The organism is Kitasatospora sp. NPDC001683, from assembly GCF_053596495.1.
In genome coordinates this window covers 20,301-37,921 of sequence record NZ_JBSFGK010000013.1, presented here as the reverse complement: position 1 = coordinate 37,921, position 17,621 = coordinate 20,301, and the positions used below count along the sequence as shown (strand labels likewise).

10 protein-coding genes are annotated in these 17,621 nt (G+C 71.9%); 7 read left to right on the top strand and 3 right to left on the bottom strand.

Annotated features, from left to right (window positions below; translation table 11 throughout):
* Positions 1-565: 565 nt before the first annotated feature.
* The 3 genes from ACWCYO_RS09775 (at position 566) to ACWCYO_RS09765 (ending at position 7,927) form a co-directional block, all read left to right on the top strand.
* Positions 566-3,319, top strand: a complete 2,754-nt coding sequence (locus ACWCYO_RS09775; protein WP_449783894.1) for a hypothetical protein — start codon at positions 566-568, stop codon at positions 3,317-3,319.
* Between the two features lie 750 nt (positions 3,320-4,069).
* Positions 4,070-6,547 carry a hypothetical protein gene (locus ACWCYO_RS09770; protein ID WP_449783893.1) on the top strand — a complete coding sequence of 826 codons (2,478 nt, stop codon included), beginning with the start codon at positions 4,070-4,072 and terminating at the stop codon, positions 6,545-6,547.
* A 36-nt stretch (positions 6,548-6,583) separates the two neighbouring features.
* A complete protein-coding gene (locus ACWCYO_RS09765) occupies positions 6,584-7,927 on the top strand; it encodes a sigma 54 modulation/S30EA ribosomal C-terminal domain-containing protein (RefSeq protein ID WP_449783892.1) in 1,344 nt (447 codons plus the stop codon).
* A gap of 264 nt (positions 7,928-8,191) precedes the next feature.
* On the opposite strand, the gene ACWCYO_RS09760 is transcribed toward ACWCYO_RS09765, so the two are convergent.
* On the bottom strand, positions 8,192-9,079 hold the full coding sequence (locus tag ACWCYO_RS09760) for a helix-turn-helix domain-containing protein (protein ID WP_449783891.1): 888 nt from the start codon (positions 9,077-9,079) through the stop codon (positions 8,192-8,194).
* 221 nt (positions 9,080-9,300) lie between these two features.
* Between ACWCYO_RS09760 and ACWCYO_RS09755 the strand changes: the two genes are divergently transcribed.
* Entirely contained in the window at positions 9,301-10,152 is an 852-nt protein-coding gene (locus ACWCYO_RS09755) for an NAD(P)H-binding protein (protein WP_449783890.1), read from the top strand.
* A 280-nt stretch (positions 10,153-10,432) separates the two neighbouring features.
* Here the strand turns inward: ACWCYO_RS09755 and ACWCYO_RS09750 are convergent, their stop codons facing one another.
* Both ACWCYO_RS09750 and ACWCYO_RS09745 read right to left on the bottom strand, forming a co-directional pair.
* Entirely contained in the window at positions 10,433-11,308 is an 876-nt protein-coding gene (locus tag ACWCYO_RS09750; RefSeq protein ID WP_449783889.1) for a universal stress protein, read from the bottom strand.
* A 143-nt stretch (positions 11,309-11,451) separates the two neighbouring features.
* Positions 11,452-13,041 carry an oleate hydratase gene (locus tag ACWCYO_RS09745; RefSeq protein ID WP_449783888.1) on the bottom strand — a complete coding sequence of 530 codons (1,590 nt, stop codon included), beginning with the start codon at positions 13,039-13,041 and terminating at the stop codon, positions 11,452-11,454.
* 309 nt (positions 13,042-13,350) lie between these two features.
* Here ACWCYO_RS09745 and ACWCYO_RS09740 point away from each other — a divergent pair, with 309 nt between their 5' ends.
* From ACWCYO_RS09740 to ACWCYO_RS09730, 3 genes are all read left to right on the top strand, one after another.
* Positions 13,351-15,735, top strand: coding sequence for a phosphoketolase family protein (locus ACWCYO_RS09740; protein WP_449783887.1), 2,385 nt, complete (start codon positions 13,351-13,353; stop codon positions 15,733-15,735).
* 32 nt (positions 15,736-15,767) lie between these two features.
* Positions 15,768-16,592: a universal stress protein gene (locus ACWCYO_RS09735; RefSeq protein ID WP_270142875.1), complete on the top strand. Its 825-nt coding sequence runs from the start codon at positions 15,768-15,770 to the stop codon at positions 16,590-16,592.
* A 142-nt stretch (positions 16,593-16,734) separates the two neighbouring features.
* Entirely contained in the window at positions 16,735-17,595 is an 861-nt protein-coding gene (locus ACWCYO_RS09730) for a universal stress protein (RefSeq protein WP_270142874.1), read from the top strand.
* The last annotated feature ends 26 nt before the right edge of the window (positions 17,596-17,621 follow it).

The window sequence follows — 17,621 nt, the reverse complement described above, 5'->3', positions numbered from 1 at the left end:
AGGTGCCCGGCGAAAGCCCCTCAGCGGCCGTGTGGGTGCCGAGGGACCTTCGGATGGCCCTCGCGCTCGAAGAGGGCCTCCAGGCAGCCAGGACCTGCTGGGGGCGGCTACCGGATCGGAGTGGGCTGCGCGCGAGCCGCCGTCGGTCAGGGCGCTTCGGGTACGGCCGGGGATCAACCCGAGCAGCCGGCTACCACGGTTGGGCTACCGCGGCAGTTGGTGGGACTGTTTCGACCGCCAGGTGCTCCAGGCCGTCTTTGCGGGCCGCGTCGTCCGGTCCGCAACGCTGTCCTCCAGGCGGTCGGGTCCGGGCTGGCGATGCCGGGACAGTAGACGGGCTCGAGGGTTTCGGTGTCAGCGAGCACCCGGTAGGGCTGCGCCGATCAGGTGTGCCCGGCGGGATCTCACGGAGCGCCACCGTAGGCCCGGAGTGAACCGGGCGGCCGTGTTCGACCGGACGGGCGAAACCGCCATCCGTGCCGCGTCGCCCCGCGGCTGTCCTCGGTGCAACGCGCCCGTGATCGACCCGACCCACATATCCCGAATTTGACGGATTGCCGCTTTTATGCTGCCGGTGGCCGCCGATGGTGCCGTTCGGTGCGGTGTCGTCCCTGCGCTCCGATGTGGGGGGTGGCGGTTTTCGCCTACGAGGAGAGGTGCCTCCACGATGACCGGTGACGCTCGCAGGCTCGTTGATCCCGGCGGGGATACGGCGTGCAGACGCGGATCGCGGTTCCCTGTCGATCAACTGACGATCCATCAACAAGGCGACTTGTCGCCGGTTCCGGCTGCGGCCGACCCGGCGGAGTCCAGGTGGCGACGGGGTGGGCGGCGCATCGGGGTGACCGCGGTGGTGTGCGCGCTGCTGACCGGTGCGGCGGTACTGCCGGCCACGGCCGCGCCGGTGGCCGCCCGCCACACGGGTGGTGAGCGGGCGGCAGCACCGGTGAGCCGAACCTTCAACTTCACCGGCGCGCCGGAGTCGTACATGGTGCCGGCCGGGGTGGTGGTGACGATCACCGCGGACGGTGCGGGCGGCGCCGACCTGGCCGGCAGCTGCTCTCCTGGCGGGACTGGGGGGAGGGGGGCGCGGGTTGTCACCACGCTGCCGGTCACCACCGCATCGACCACCTACACCGTCAAGGTCGGAGGCTCCGGGGGTAAGGGCTGCACTCTGGACAATGTCGGCGGGTTCAACGGCGGCGGTACAGGCGGCCCTGGAACACTCTATGCGGTCGGCGGGGGCGGCGGGGGCGGGGCATCCAGCGTCGGAGTGGACGGCACGCTGCTGGTCGTCGCGGGCGGTGGCGGCGGTGCGGGTGGCAATCGCTTCAATTCCGGCGTCTCCTCCTCCGGAAACGGCGGTAACGGAGGGCTTCCGAACGGCACCGACGGCGCCCAGGGTCAGTACAGCGCTGCTGCGCCGGGTGGAGGCGGGCAGGGCGGCAGTACCAGCGGCCGCTTCCCAGGGGCGGGAGGCGCGGGCGGCAGTAGCGTGGGCTGCAACGGCGGGTCCGGCGGGAGCGGAGGCGGTTTCTCCGGTGCCGCAGTGGGGACCGGTGGAGCCGGGGGAGAAGGCACCGATGGCGGTTTTTGCGGCGTTCAAGGGTCCGGAGGGGGTGGTGGCGGCGGATACTTCGCAGGCGGCGGTGGTGGGGCCGCCGGTGGCCTGGGGTCGAGCTCGGCGAGTGGCGGTGGCGGTGGGGGTGGCAGCAGCTTCGCCACCGCCTCGGGCACGGGGACGAGTTTCACCGCTTCCCCGGTCGGCGCGACCAACTCCAACGGCCGGGTGACCATCGAGTACACGTCGGTGGCGGCGACGGTCACGGCGATTGCGGGGACCCCGCAGTCCACGCGGGTGAACACCGCTTTCCCCACTGCTCTGGTCGCCAGGGTCACCGACAAGGCCGGCGGTCCCGTCCCCGGGGTGCGGATGGCCTTCACCGCGCCGACTGCGGGCCCGTCGGGGACGTTCCCCGGTGGGGCCATGTCCGTCATCGTGACTGCCAACGCGAGTGGCGTGGCCACCGCACCCGCCTTCACCGCCAACGGCACACCCGGCTCCTACACCGTCACCGCCGGCCTGCCCGACGACCCCGCCGTCCCTCCGGCGTCCTTCGACCTGACCAACACCGCCCCGTCGTTGACGATCAGCAAGCACCACGCGGGGGACTTCACCCGGGGCCGGCAGGGCACGTACACGATCACCGTGGGAAACAACGGGGATGCGCCGACCAGTGGCACCCCGGTGACCGTGGGGGACACTCTCCCGCCGGGGTCGGGGCTGACCGCAGCCGGCATCAGCGGTCCGGGGTGGGCATGTGACCTGAGCACGGTGAGCTGCACCCGCAGCGACGTGCTGGCGGCCGACGGCACCTATCCGGATATCAGCCTGACGGTCGACGTCTCACCGACCGCCCCCGCGCAGGTGACCAACACGGCCACCGCCAGCGGAGGTGGCGGAGGCACCGCCACCGCCACCGACCCCACCACCATCAGCCCCGCACCGTCGTCGCTGACGATCAGCAAGACCCACTCCGGGAAGTTCACGCCGGGCCAGGGAGGCGTCTACACGATCACCGTGGGAAACAACGGGAGTGGGCCGACCCGCGGCATCCCGGTGATCATGAAGGACACGCTTCCGACGGGGCTGACCGCAGCCGGTATCAGCGGCGAGGGCTGGACGTGCGACCTGAGCGCGGTGACCTGCACGCGCAGTGACCCGCTGGCGGCCGGGGCCAGCTACCCGCCCATCACGCTGACGGTCAACGTCTCACCGCAGGCTCCCCGCGAGCTCGTCAACACCGCCACGGTCACCGGAGGCGGCGACGGCACCGCCACCGCCGTCGACCGCGTCATCCGCGGCACCGCCCCGCCGTCGCTGACCATCAGCAAAACCCACACCGGAGACTTCACCCCGGGCAGAAGCGGCATCTACACGATCACCGTGGGCAACGACGGGAGCGGGCCGACCGACGGCACCGCGGTGATCATGAAGGACGCGCTCCCGACGGGGCTGACCGCGGCCGGTATCAGCGGCGAGGGCTGGACGTGCGTCCTGAGGACTCTGACCTGCACGCGCAGTGACCCGCTGGCCGCCGGGGCCAGCTACCCGTCGATCACGCTGACGGTCAAGGTCTCCTGCCGCGTCCCCCACGAGGTCACCAACACCGCCACAGCCACCGGAGGCGGCGACACCACCACGCACACCGCCACCGACCCCACCACTATCAAGCACCACGAACACGACGAAGACTGCGAGCACTGCGACAACGAGTACCGCTCCACCGACCACAAGAAAGAGCCCGCGGGCGCGTAAGCAGGTACCCGGCCTGACAGGAAGTTGACAGGAAGTGCGGCGGCGGCCCACCAGCCCGGTGGCCGCCGCCGTGGCGTCCACACCGTCACCGTGCCCTGGGGCGTTCTGGGGCTCGTCCCAGGGCATCACCGGCGAGGCCTTGCCGGGTTGCTTCCAGGCGACGCACGGGACGACCACCAGTCCACGTCCATCGAACTCGGCAAGGTCACATGCCACTCATGACACGCGGACGCTGGCGTCCCATCACATCTCCCCAGTTGAAAACCCATGAGCCCTGCGCCCGGGCACGCTCCCGACCGACGCCACCGCGGCCACCAGTGCCGATGACTTTTCGAGTGGTGGAGGCTGTCCTCGTTACGACGCGCCGCGGTCAGCCGCGCATGTCCAGGATTTGACGGATTGCGGCTTTTATGCTTCCGGGTGACCGCCGATGGTGCCGTCCGGTGCGGTGTCGTCCCTTCGCTCCGATGTGGAGGGTGGCGGGTTTCGCCTACGAGGAGAGGTGCCTCCACGATGACCGGTGACGCTCGCAGACCCGTTGATCCCGGCGGTGAACCGGCACGCAGACGTGGATCACGGCTCTTCCCCCGTCCGCTGACGGCCTCTCATCGGGCTGGCTCGTCGTCGGTGGCGGCTGCGGACGGCCCGGCGGCGTCCGGGCGACGACGGGGTGGGCGGCGCATCGGGGTGACCGCGGCGGTGTGCGCGCTGCTGACCGGTGCGGCGGTGCTGCCGGCCACGGCCGCACCGGTGGCCGCCCGCCACACGGGTGGTGTGCGGGCGGCAGCACTGGTGAGTCGAACCTTCGACTACACCGGCGCCTCCGAGTCGTACACGGTGCCGGTCGGGGCAGTGGTGACCATCACCGCGGACGGCGCCGGCGGCGGCGACCTGACCGGCTGTTCGGTCTTTTTCGGCAACCCTGGGGGGACCGGGGGCCGGGTGGTCACCACGCTCCCGGTGGCGACCGTGTCGACCACCTACACCATCAACGTCGGAGGTGCCGGCGGCAAGGACTGCGGCAGTACGGCGGCAGGCGGGTACAACGGCGGTGGCGCGGGCGGAAAAGACGTGGGCGATCGTGACAGTGGCGCGGGTGGGGGTGGGGCGTCCAGCGTCAGCGTGAACGGTGGGCTGCTGGTCGTCGGGGGCGGTGGCGGCGGTGCCGGCAACGGCTCGGGCTTCACGGTTCCGCCCTTGTCCGGGGGGCGCGGTGGTGACGGGGGGCGCGACGCGACCGACGGCAGCGTAGGCGTGTCCGTTCCCCTTCTCAGTGCGCCGGGGGAAGGCGGAGGAGGCGCCAGCACCCCCCGCGGGACCGCCGGGGCGGGGGGCGCGGGCGGGCAATACCCCGCAGCTCAGTGCAGGGGTGTGGCCGGCGCGACGGGAAGCAGCTTCGCCGGTGCCGCGGTAGGCAACGGCGGCGCCGGGGGCCAGGGCGCACCGAACGATTTTCCTGACATCTGTGTGGGCGGCTCGGGCGGTGGCGGTGGCGGCGGCGGGTACTTCGGTGGCGGCGGGGGCGGGGGCTCCGCCGAACCCATCAACCACTTCGGGGAGTTCCCCCTTGTGGGGGCCGCCGGTGGGGGCGGCGGTGGAGGCGGGAGCAGCTTCGCCACGCCGTCGGGCAGCGGCACCAGCTTCGTCGCGTCCCCGATCGGTACGGCCAACAACAACGGCCAGGTGACCATTTCCTACAGGGTTCTCTCCATCCCGGTGTTGACGATCAGCAAGCGCCACACCGGGAACTTCACCCAGCGTCAGCAGGGCACGTACACGATCGCCGTGGGAAACGACGGGAGCGGGCCTACCGACGGCAGCACGGTGACCATGAAGGACACACTCCCCTCCGGGCTGACCGCGGCCGGCATCAGCGGCCCGGGGTGGTCCTGTGACCTGAGCACAGTGACCTGTAACCGTCGCGACGTGCTGGTGGCCGGTGCCGCCTATCCGGACATCAGCCTGACGGTCGACGTCTCACCGACCGCCCCCGCGCAGGTGACCAACACGGCCACCGCCAGCGGTGGCGGTGACGGCACCGCCACCGCCACCGACCCCACCACGGTCATCCCCGCCGTGCCGTCGCTGACGATCAGCAAGGCCCACTCGGGGAACTTCATCCAGGGCCGGCAGGGCACGTACACGATCACCGTGGGAAACAACGGGAACGGGCCCACCAATGGCACCCCGGTGATCATGAAGGACACGCTCCCGTCGGCGATGACCGCGGCCGGTATCAGCGGCGACGGCTGGGCCTGTGACCTGAGCACCGTGACCTGTAACCGTCGCGACGTGCTGGTGGCCGGTGCCGCCTATCCGGATATCAGCCTGACGGTCGACGTCTCACCGACCGCCCCCGCGCAGGTGACCAACACGGCCACCGCCAGCGGTGGCGGTGACGGCACCGCCACCGCCACCGACCCCACCACCATCAACCCCGCCGGGCCGTCGCTGACGATCAGCAAGACCCACTCCGGGAAGTTCACCCCGAACCAGGGAGGCGTCTACACGATCACCGTGGGAAACAACGGGACCGCGCCGACCCGCGGTACCCCGGTGATCGTGAAGGACACGCTCCCGGCGGGGCTGACCGCGGCCGGTATCAGCGGCTCGAACTGGACGTGCGACCTGAGCGCGGTGACCTGCACGCGCAGTGACCCGCTGGCCGCCGGGGCCAGCTACCCGCCCATCACGCTGACGGTCAACGTCTCACCGCAGGCCCCCCGCGAGCTCGTCAACACCGCCACGGTCACCGGAGGCGGCGACGGCACCGCCACCGCCGTCGACCGCGTCATCCGCGGCACCGCCCCGCCGTCGCTGACCATCAGCAAAACCCACACCGGGAACTTCACCCCGGGCCAGCAGGGCACGTACACGATCACCGTGGGCAACGACGGGAGCGGCCCCACCGATGGCAGTACGGTCACCATGCGGGACACGCTTCCGTCGGGGCTGACCGCGGCCGGCATCAGTGGTGACGGCTGGGCCTGTGACCTGAGCACGGTGACCTGCACGCGCAGCGACCCGCTGGCCGCCGGGGCCAGCTACCCGTCGATCACGCTGACGGTCAAGGTCTCCTGCCGCGTCCCCCACGAGGTCACCAACACCGCCACAGCCACCGGAGGCGGCGACACCATCACCCACACCGCCACCGATCCCACCACCATCAAGCGCGACAGAGAGGACGAGGGCGAGCGCTGCCACGACGAGCATCGCGTTGTCGCCTAGACCGCCGGTAGAGACGCCACGTTCTGGCCCCGCCGCGTGAGCGGCGGGGCCCTCGGAACCACCCTGGCCACCGCCACCCGCACCAGCAACCAGCCGCACCTGTCCGACCAATGGGCCGCCGACCTGCGCAAGGCAGGCGCCGAACTGCTGTCCGAGGAACCGCCGGTCGGGATGGGCACGAGGCCCTACATCCCCCGCGGGTACCAGGTGCTGGCGGGCATCCTGCGGAACGGGAACTACGACCCGCACTTCCTCAACCCGATCGCCGAGCACGTCGTCCAGCTCGATGCCAAGGACACCAACCGGACGAGGCCGTTCTGGCCCGACTTCGGGGGCGACGAACGGGGAATCTTCAACATCGTCGGCCAGGACGGTGCAGCGGGCTATCAGCCGATTACGGGAATCCTGGAAGCACTGGGCCACAGCCCGGAGGCGGCCACCAAGTTCTTCCACGACCAGCCCACGGCCTACAACACCGACGGCACGGTCAACCCGAACGGAAAGCCCAGGCCCGCCGACTACCTCCACTACCTCGCACACGACAAGGAGTTCAAGCCGGACACCCTCTCCTACGACAAGGACGCGCAGGCGAAGTCCCAGGCCAGTGGACCGCTCGCGTTCGGGCACGCGCTGGAGGCGGCCACCAGCGGTCACCCGTACGACGAGACGCCCAACCCGCCGCTCCAGCACCGCGCCGACCAGGCCGAGGTCATGACCAAGGTGATGGACGAGTTCGGCCACACCACGGCCGGCGGCAGCCTGGCCCGGATCACCGGCAAGGACGCCCCGCTCGCCGCGCTGCGCCCCAGTCTCGGACACCTGGTCGCCGACTACATGGGCGACGTCCAGCACTCCTTCTCGAAGTTCGACAACACCCTGCCGGTGAACGGAGCACTCGCCAACCTCGACCCCTCCCACGTCCGCGCCGTCCTCAACCAGCTCGGCCGCGATCCGGAGGCGTACGGCAGCGTCATCAACGCCCAGCAGGCGTACACCACCGCGCTCATCCACAGGGAGTTCGCGGGAGGAGAGACCAACGCCGCGAAACTCGCCCTCCCGATCGACAACGCGGCGAGCTCAGGCGGTGCCATCGCATTCCACCTGTTCACCGACGCGGCGAGCGGCCGCGACAGCGTGGTCCACCGCGACCCGGCCGACGGCGGCTACCGGCTGGCGACCGCGGAGCCTCATGCCGAACCGGTGCCGGGGTTGCCGCTGAGCACGTTCGGCGCACCGCGGCTCGCCGTCGCCGAGGCGGTCGCTCGTCTGGACCTCGGTGGCCTGCCGTTCGTGTTCTTCACCGACGCCGCCACCGGCCGCGGCAACGTGCTGTACCACCGCTACGACGGCCACTACGGCCTCATCACTCCCGTGCTGTAGGGGGCGCGGGCCTGCCCGGCGGCTGTGGGGGTTCGACCGGGTGAAGTGCGGAGCCGGGGACGGTGTGGGGCCGTCCCCGGTTTTCGCGTTCTCGGGTGCGCGTGGTGGCGAACTCGGCTGCTGGGGTTGCCCGGTGAGATACGGCTGCACGGCGCCATCTGCCCTGCCGACAGGGCCGCGGAGTGCGGCCGAGGCGTCGGGTCCACCGCCCTTGACGGCGCTTTGACTTGCTCACCCTTCGGGTGGTGACGCGGTGCCCAAGGCTCAGGCGGTCTCCAGACCGCGATCCTTCGCGTGGGCGGGTGGGCTGGGGGTTGGCGAGGTCATGTCCTGGAGGCCGATGACGGACAGGATGCGGAGTTTGTCGGCGGCTTCGCTGTCGGGGGCGGCGGTGAAGACGATGAGGCGCAGGTCTGCGCCGTGGAGGGAGAGAACGTCGCAGTCGAGTTCGATCGCGCCGACCTGGGGGTGGTCGATGGTCTTGCGTCCGCTGGCGTGGTGCGCGACGGCGGAGCCGTCCCACAGCCGGGCGAAGTCGGTGTTCGACCGGCGCAGGTCGCTGATCATGGCGGCCAGTTGGCGGTCGGCCGGGTAGCGGGAGGCGACGTCGCGCAGGTCGGCGACCAGGGAGGCCCGGTGGTCTTCCGGCGAGGGGTGCCGGACCCTGCCGGGGTCGTTGTGGAAGGTGCGCCAGACCAGGTTCGTCTCGCGGCCGGCACGGCGCCGTGTCTCGCCGTGCAGGGCCGCCCACAGGTCGTTGTGCTCCAGCAGGGTCCAGGTCGCGTCGAAGACCGCGATCGGCACGTCGGCCAAGCGGCTGAGCAGCCGCTGCACGCTGGGGCCGATCAGCTGGGGGACGGTCCCGTCGAGCTCGGCGGCGTGGCCGGCGAGCCGGCACGCCAGCGTGAACTCGGCGTCGGTCAGGCGCAGGGCGCGGGACAGCGCCCGCAGGACGTCCGCGCTGGGGTGAGCGCGGCCCTGTTCGAGGCGTTTGACGTAGTCGGGCGAAACACCGGCCAGCCACCCCACCTCTTCGCGCCGCAACCCCGGGGTGCGGCGGACTCCCCGGGCGAAGGGAGAGCCGACGTCCTCCGGGCGGACCCTGGCACGCCAGGAGCGCAGCATCGTCGCCAGATCCGGTCCCTCAGTCACGGCTGCATTCTCGGTGATCATGACCGGATTGTCGACGCGCCGCCCGGCTCCTTGCGTGGCCCAACCTGGGCCACCCTGCCCCGGCTCCCGCGGGCCAGACTCGATCTGGCGCCGGGAAAAAAGCCCGAGGGACCGGAACCTTCCGCGACCGCGACGGCGACCTGCCCCGGCAGCCGACCCCCTCCATCACCTGCGCCCCCTCGATCCTGAAAGGTTCTGTCATGTCCTCCTTCCTCGTCATCGGCGCCACCGGCAACGTCGGCAGCGCCCTGGTCAACCAGCTCCACGAGCAGGGCCACCACGTGCGGGCCCTGGTCCGCAGTGCCTCGCGCGCCGAACTTCTCCCGGCCGGCATCGACATCGCCGTCGGCGACCTGGACGACGCCGAGAGCCTGACCGGGGCCGCCCGCGACGTCGACGGCGTCTTCTTCATGCAGCTCGCCCCGCTGCCCGCACAGGCCGAGAACATGATCAAGGCCGCCCGCACCGCCGGAGTCCACAAGCTCGTGGTGCTGTCCTCCGTCGGCACCGTCCTGGAACCGCTGCCCGTGATCGGAGCCAGGATCGCCGCCCGCGACCAGATCCTCCGCGACTCCGGGCTCGACGTCACCTACCTGCGCGCCAACGCCCTGATGTCGAACGCGACGTGGTGGCTGCCCACCATCCGCGACGAAGGCCGCGTCTACGACGCGAGCGACCCCGGCAAGACCGTGCCCGTCGACCCCTTCGACATCGCCCGCGTCGCCGCCGTCGCCCTCACCCAGGACAACCACGCCGGTTGCGCCTACATCCTGAACGGCCCCCAGGCACTCACCGCCCGCGAGCAGGTGGAGATCCTCGCCGATGTCCTGGGACGGCCCGTCGAGTTCGTTCCGGTCACCCCCGAGCAGTTCGCCCGGCAGAGCATCGAGCAGGGCACCCCGCCCGAGATGGCCGTCGCCGTGCAGAACCTCAACGAACTCTTCCGCGCCGGACGCGCCGGAGTCGTCAGTGACGACATCACCAACCTCACCGGCATCGCCCCGCGGACCTTCCGCCAGTGGTGCGAGGAACACGCAGGCGAATTCCACTAAGACGCCGCGATGGATGGGGGCGGCAATGACCAGCTGCTGTCCAAGTTTCGGCGAAGCGACAAGCATCGACGCCATAGGCAGGGAGATCAGGCGCACCGAGCAGCCGGAATGTTCCCCAGCGCACCGATCACCAGGGCGCGACGACCTCCGGTCGCCCTGCCCTCAACACGCCGCTGCCCGTTGCCCGGACTCCTCACTGCATTGCGCAGTGGACGAGCTGAGGCGACCAGATCCTTGGTGAATTCCGACCATCCTCATCACCCTCGATGTGGTGGGCGGGTCAGTCGTGCGGGACGACAGCGACCGGTGACTGGGCGTGGTGGATTGCGGCGTGGGCGACCGGCCCGAGCCGCATGCCGACGTGGTGGTGCGGGCGGCGCCGGCGGCCCACCACGAGGAGGTCCGCGTCGGCGGCCGCGTCGATTAGTGCTGCGGCGCCGCTGCCGATCCGGCTGTCCTGGATCACCGCGACCTCGGGGTACTTCTCCCGCCAGCCGGTCATCGCCAATGTGAGGAGTTCGTCCTCGATCGCCCGGAACTGCTCGGCCTCGGGCTGCGGGGGCACCCACCCGGCGTAGCCCCACACGGGCGGCGGTGTCCAGCCGTGCACGGCGCGCAGCACTGCCCCGCGTCGCGCGGCCGCGCGGAAGGCGAAGTCGAGGACGTCCGCAGCGGCCTCGCGGGTATCGATGCCGACGACGATCTCGGGTCCGTCAGGTCCGGTGCGGCGCTCGGTCTCACCGGAGCGGACCAGTACGGTAGGGACCTCGCTGCGGGCGGCGACGGCAAGGCCGATGGAGCCGACCATGAGCCCTCCGAAGCCGCCGAGCCCGCGGGAGCCGAGGACCAGCGTTCGCGCGTCGGCGGCCGCGTCGACCAGCACGTCGACGGGCTCGCCACCCCCGATCAGCTCGGCGCGGATCTCCAGGCTCGGACGGGTGACCTGGACCGCCTGCTTGGCGTCGGAGAGCATGCGCGTGGTCAGGGCACGGACGTCGGTCGGCTGGCCGGGGTCGGCGTGGAGGTCGTCGAGCCAGGTCTGGGCATGGACCAGGCGCAGCGGCAGGTCGTGGCGGGTGGCCTCGTCGGCCGCCCAGCGGGCGGCGGCGATGCTCGGCGCCGAGCCGTCGATGGCGGCGAGCAGGTAGTCGGCCATGGGGGATTTCCTCTCCGGGACGGGCGGGATGCGGTGATCGTCTCGGGCCAGTCTTCGCGGGCGCGAGCTGCCCGGCCAGGGCCGACCGGTGCCCGGCGGGCGGCCTGAAGGTCCCGTACCAGGCGCCAGCTCGGCCCGGGTGTTCAGGCGAAGGCGGTCCGCAGGGCCCGCAGGGCCGTGGCGGGTTCGGCCAGGGCGTGGTGGACCGGCGGGATGGGCAGGCTGAGGCCGAGCAGTTGGTAGACGGCGTGCATGGCGCCGCGCACGGAGTACTCGACGGTGAAGACGACGTCCTCGGGGATCTCGACGTACTGGCCGAGGAGGGCGAAGTTGCGGGCACCGTGCGGGATCACGCGCGGGCGGTCGTGCACGTCGCGGCGGGCGAACTGGCTGGTGATGTAGGGCATCATCACGGTGGTGACGGTCGTGGTGGCGCGGACCTCGTCGGCGAGGTCCTCGAAGCCGAGCTGGCCAAGGAGTTCGGTGAGGATCTCCTGCCCGGTGCACTCGGCCATGGCCTTGCCGGTGTGCTCGCCCGGCGTGTCGATGAACAGGCCGTAGCCCCACAGGGTGAACACGTCGTCCGGCTGGCCGTCGAAGTGCGGCGGACGGGGAACGACGATCGACATCAGCCAGGGCGAGTCCTTGAAGGTCATCAGCGCGCCCGTGCCAGGAGCGTTCCCGCTGAACTCCTCGATCCGCTTCAGCAGGGCGGGGCTGCGCATGGTGAGGGTGAACGACTCCCAGGCGGCCTCGGGGATGCTGCCGTTGAAGACGGCCGGCCGGCCGAAGTCCGGCGCCTTGCGGGAGAGGGTCTCCCAGAGCGTCCAGCTGCCGTCGCGCTTGTCGCGGACCAGCTCGGGCGCGGTGTGGTCATCGCCGTAGGCGGCGTCGGCGGTCATCGAACCGAGCGTGATGAACGCCAGGTCGAGGTCGGCGAGTTCGACCTCCTCGTGGCTGCCCTCGCGGTCGAGGTGCAGGCGCCTGGCGCGGCGGATCCCGTCCCGCTCGGTGAAGTCGACGTCGGTGACGGTGACGCCGTGCTCGAAGCGCACCCCGTGCTCCAGCAGCCACGCGGTGAGCGGCCGGACGATGGAGTCGTACTGGTTGAGGCGGGTGCGGCGCACGCCGGCCAGGGTGTGGAGCCGGGGGAACTCCTGGAGGAAGCGCAGGAAGTAGCGCTTGAGCTCGATGGCGCTGTGCCAGTTCTGGAAGGCGAAGGTGGTCCGCCACATCGCCCAGAAGTTGGTGGCGAAGAAGTGCTCGGAGAAGAGCTCGTCGATCCGGCGCGCGCCGATCACCGACTCGGGCATGACCAGCAGCCGGGTCAGTTCGAGCCGGTCGTGCGCGTCGAGGCCGAGTCGGGCGGCGTCGACGATGCGGTGGTCGCGGTCGATCAGCCGGGCCCTGGCGTCGGTCGGCCACGCCCGGTTGAAGTCGATGATCTCCTGGCGAACGGACACCTCCGGGTCGTCCAGGGTCGGGATCGTCTCCAGCAGGTTCCAGAGGCAGGTGTACGCCTCGTCCTCCAGCATCCGCCCGCCGCGGGTCACGTACGCCTGTTCCGGTGAGCCCCGGCCGTCGAGTGAGCCGCCCGCCAGGGGCAGCTGCTCCAGGACGTGGATGTTCTCGCCGGGGACGTCGCCGTCCCGGATCAGGAAGGCCGCGGCGGCCAGGGCGGCGATCCCGCCGCCGACCAGGTATGCCTTCGCGTGACGCCCACTGTCGATCATGTCAGGTTCCGTTCGTCTGCTGGGACCGCCCCTGCGACGGTCGGCAGGGGGTGCCGTCAGCCTCCGGCAGCGCCGACGCGGGCGCGCGGGGCCGACAGGCCCCGCTCCGAGGCCGTTGGTCCTCGGTTTCCCGCCCGTCGAGCCCCTCCGGTGCTGCGCGGGAGGTTCGGATGGGCCGCAAGTCCCATTCCCCGTCGCCGAGCCGTGACCCGGTCGGCCCTGTGTCGGAGCGGGTGCGCGGCGTGACGATGGGTACGGCCCGCCGTCGGCGGCCAGTGAAGTCGACCGATTCCCGAGGAGACCGCAGCCATGACTGTGACCGCCGCGTCAACGCCCGGAGAGCTGACCGAGGCCGAGCTGCGGGCACTCGATGCCCACTGGCGGGCCGCCAACTACCTGGCGGTCGGTCAGATCTACCTGATGGCCAACCCGCTGCTGCGCGAGCCGCTGCGGCCTGAGCACATCAAGCCCCGGCTGCTGGGCCACTGGGGGACCTCGCCGGGCCTGAACCTGGTGTACACCCACCTCAACCGGATGATCTCCCGGCACGACCTGGACGCCATCTGCGTCTGGGGCCCGGGACACGGCGGGCCAGCGGTGCTGGCCGGCTCCTGGCTGGAGGGCAGCTACAGCGACACCTACCCCTCCGTCACCCGCGACGGCGAGGGCATGGGGAAGCTGTTCCGGCAGTTCTCCTTCCCCGGCGGAGTCCCCAGCCACGTCGCGCCCGAGACGCCCGGCTCCATCCACGAGGGCGGCGAGCTCGGCTACGCGCTCTCGCACGCCTACGGCGCCGCCTTCGACAACCCCGGCCTGCTGGTCGCCTGCGTGATCGGCGACGGGGAGGCGGAGACCGGGCCGCTGGCCGCCTCCTGGCACAGCGACAAGTTCCTCGACCCGGTGCACGACGGCGCGGTCCTGCCGATCCTGCACCTCAACGGCTACAAGATCGCCAACCCGACGGTGCTCGCCCGCCTGCCGGAGGCCGAGCTGGACGCGCTGCTGCGCGGCTACGGCCACGATCCGCTGTACGTCACCGGGGACGACCCGACGGCCGTGCACCGCGCGATGGCCGCCGCCATGGACACCGCCCTGGAGCGGATCGCCGCCATCCAGCGAGCCGCCCGCGAGGACGGGGCCACCGAGCGCCCGGCGTGGCCGGTGATCGTGCTGCGCACCCCGAAGGGCTGGACCGGCCCGCACGAGGTGGACGGTGTGCCGGTGGAGGGCACCTGGCGGGCCCACCAGGTGCCGCTCGACCAGGTCCGAACCAACCCCGCGCACCTCGCGCAGCTGGAGGCGTGGCTGCGCTCCTACCGGCCCGAGGAACTCTTCGACGAGCAGGGCCGGCCCACCGCCCAGGTCCTCGACTGCGTCCCCGAGGGCCGTCACCGGCTCGGCGCCAACCCGCATGCCAATGGCGGCCTGCTCCTGCGCGAGCTGCCCCTGCCCGAGCTGGAGCACTACGCCGTTCCCGTCGACAAGCCGGGCGCAACGCTGCACGAGCCGACCCGGGTGCTGGGCGACCTGCTCGAACAGGTGATGGCCGACACCGCCGAGCGCCGCGACTTCCGGCTGGTCGGCCCGGATGAGACCGCCTCCAACCGCCTCCAGGCCGTCTACGGCGTTACCGGAAAGGCCTGGCAGGCCGCCACCCTGCCGGTCGACGAACACCTCGCCCGCGACGGCCGCGTGCTGGAGATCCTCTCCGAACACACCTGCCAGGGCTGGCTGGAGGGCTACCTGCTGACCGGCCGCCACGGCCTCTTCTCCTGCTACGAGGCCTTCGTCCACATCGTCGACTCGATGGTCAACCAGCACATCAAGTGGCTGCGCACCACCCGGACGATCCCCTGGCGCGCTCCCATCGCCTCGCTCAACTACCTGCTCACCTCCCACGTCTGGCGCCAGGACCACAACGGTTTCTCCCACCAGGACCCGGGCTTCGTCGACCACGTCCTGAACAAGAGCCCCGAGGCCGTCCGCGTCTACTTCCCGCCGGACACCAACACCCTGCTCGCCACCGCCGACCACGTCCTGCGCAGCCGCGACTACGTCAACGTCGTCGTGGCGGGCAAGCAGCCCTGCTTCGACTGGCTCACCCTGGACGAGGCCCGGGCGCACTGCGCCCGCGGCGCCGGGATCTGGGAGTGGGCCGGCACCGACGACGGAACCAGCGAGCCCGACGTCGTGCTCGCCTGCGCCGGGGACGTGCCGACCCAGGAGGTGATCGCCGCAGCCGAGCTGCTGCGTCGTCACCTGCCCGAGCTGGCGGTGCGGGTGGTGAACGTGGTCGACCTGGCCCGGCTGATGCCCGCCGAGGAACACCCGCACGGCATGCCCGACGCCGAGTTCGACGCCCTCTTCACCCGCGACAAGCCGGTGATCTTCGCCTACCACGGCTACCCGTGGCTGATCCACCGCCTCGCCTACCGCCGCGCCGTCCACCCGCAGCTGCACGTGCGTGGCTACAAGGAGTCCGGCACCACGACCACCCCCTTCGACATGGTCGTCCGCAACGACCTCGACCGCTACCGCCTCGTCATGGACGTCATCGACCGTGTCCCTGACCTCGCGGTGCGCGCCGCCGCCGTCCGGCAAGCGATGGCCGACCAGCGCAGCCGGCACCACGACTGGATCCGCGAACACGGCACCGACCTGCCGGAGATCGCCGACTGGCAGCCGGGCAGCTGACCCGGCCCGGCCGGCACCCCCACCAAAGGGAGATGAGCACCATGGACCTGACCGTCACCGTCGGCGTCGACGGCTCCGAAGCCAGCCTGGCCGCCGCCGACTGGGCCGCACGCGAGGCACTGCTGCGCGACCGACCGCTGCGCGTACTGCACGCCCTTCCCCTGATGCCGCACCTGCTCCCCAGCTGGAGCCGGCCGGCCCGGCCCAGCGGCGACCTCCTCCACGAGGTCCGGCACGTCCTCGCGGTGCGCCACCCCCAATTGCCGGTCCGCACCGATGAGGTCCATGACGCCGTCACCTCGGCACTGGTCGCCGCGGGCGAGGACGCCGAACTGCTGGTCCTCGGGGCACGCGGCAGCGGCGGCTTCCCGGAGCTGCGGGTCGGCTCCACCGCACTGCACATCGCCGCGCGGGCGGGCTGTCCCACGGTACTGCTCCCTGTGGAGGAGCCGGGCGCGCACCCGCGCGAGCACGTGGTGGTGGGGCTGGACGCCCGCCGCCCCGCCGAGGCGGCACTCCACTTCGCCCTCCTCGCCGCGCGACGCTACGGCCTGCCGCTGCGGGTCGTGCACGCCGGGGCGGGTCCGGCGGTGGTGGGGGCCGGCGAGCGCCGGTATGGCGAGGCCGCCCTGCTCGCCCGGGTCCTGGCGCCCTGGAAGGCGGCCCACCCCGGCGTCGAGGTCGTCGAGGACACCGCGGACGGCTCACCGGGTCAGGTGCTGGTGGAGGCGTCCGCGAAGGCTCGGCTGCTGGTGGTCGGCCGCCGGACGGCGGACGGGTCCGGTGTCCTCGGCCCGGTGGCCCACACCGTCCTGCACCACGCCGCCTGCCCGGTGGCGGTCGTGCCCGAGGCATGACCGCGGCCCCGGCCGGGACCTTCGGTACCGGCCGGGGACTGGTCGGCCCCTGTGGCCGACCCTCGTCGGCCGCGAGGCTGTCTGTCAGACCCGAGGTCGGGCGCATCGGTGCCGCGGCCGCTGAACGGAGGAGGTCGTGATCATGTCCCATGCCGTGGTGGTGGGAGTCGACGGATCGGCGCAGAGCGCGGCCGCGGCCGAGTGGGCGGCCTACCAGGCCCACCGGAGCGGCATGGCGCTGCGGATGATCCACGCCGGTGGAGCCGAGCCGGAGCTGTCGGCGGCGCCGGTGGACCAGACCCAGTCGTTGCCCCGGGCGGTGCTCGCCCTGCGCGGCCACCTCGTGGAGGTGCTGCCGGGCCTGGACGTCTCCTGCGAGCACGTCCCCGGCAGCCCGGTGCACGCACTGATCGCCGCCGGAGAACGCGAGGGGCAGCTGGTGCTCGGCTCGCGCGGGCTGGGCGGGCTCACCGGGCTCGCGGTCGGCTCGGTGGCGCTGCGCGCGGCCGCGCACGCCGCATGCCCCGTGATCCTGGTCAGGGCGGGCGCGGACGGCCAGGGCGGCGCGCCCGGTGACGTCGTGGTCGGGGTGGACAGCAGCCGGCCCGGCGCCGAGGTACTCGCCTTCGCCTTCGAGAAGGCCGCCGAACGGGGAGCGAACCTGCGGGTGCTGGAGAGCCGCGATCTGCCCGCCGGCGGGTACGTGACGGCGGCTCCGCTGGATCCGCCGGAGATCACGGCCGCGTTGGCGGCCGCGGCGCTGGTCCGGCTCCAGGACACGCTGACGCCCTGGCAGAAGAAGTTTCCCGAGGTGAGCGTGGAAGCCGAGGTGACCGGCTGGCCGGCCGGAAAGGCGCTGGTGGAGGCATCTCGCAGCGCTTCCCTGGTGGTGGTGGGCCGGCGGACCCCGAGGAACCGGCCGGCCGTGCCCGGGCTGGGCACCGTGGCCCACGCGGTGCTGCACCACACGCACGGCCCGGTCGCGGTGGTGCCGCACGACTGATCGACCACGCCATGGTGGCCGTGGCA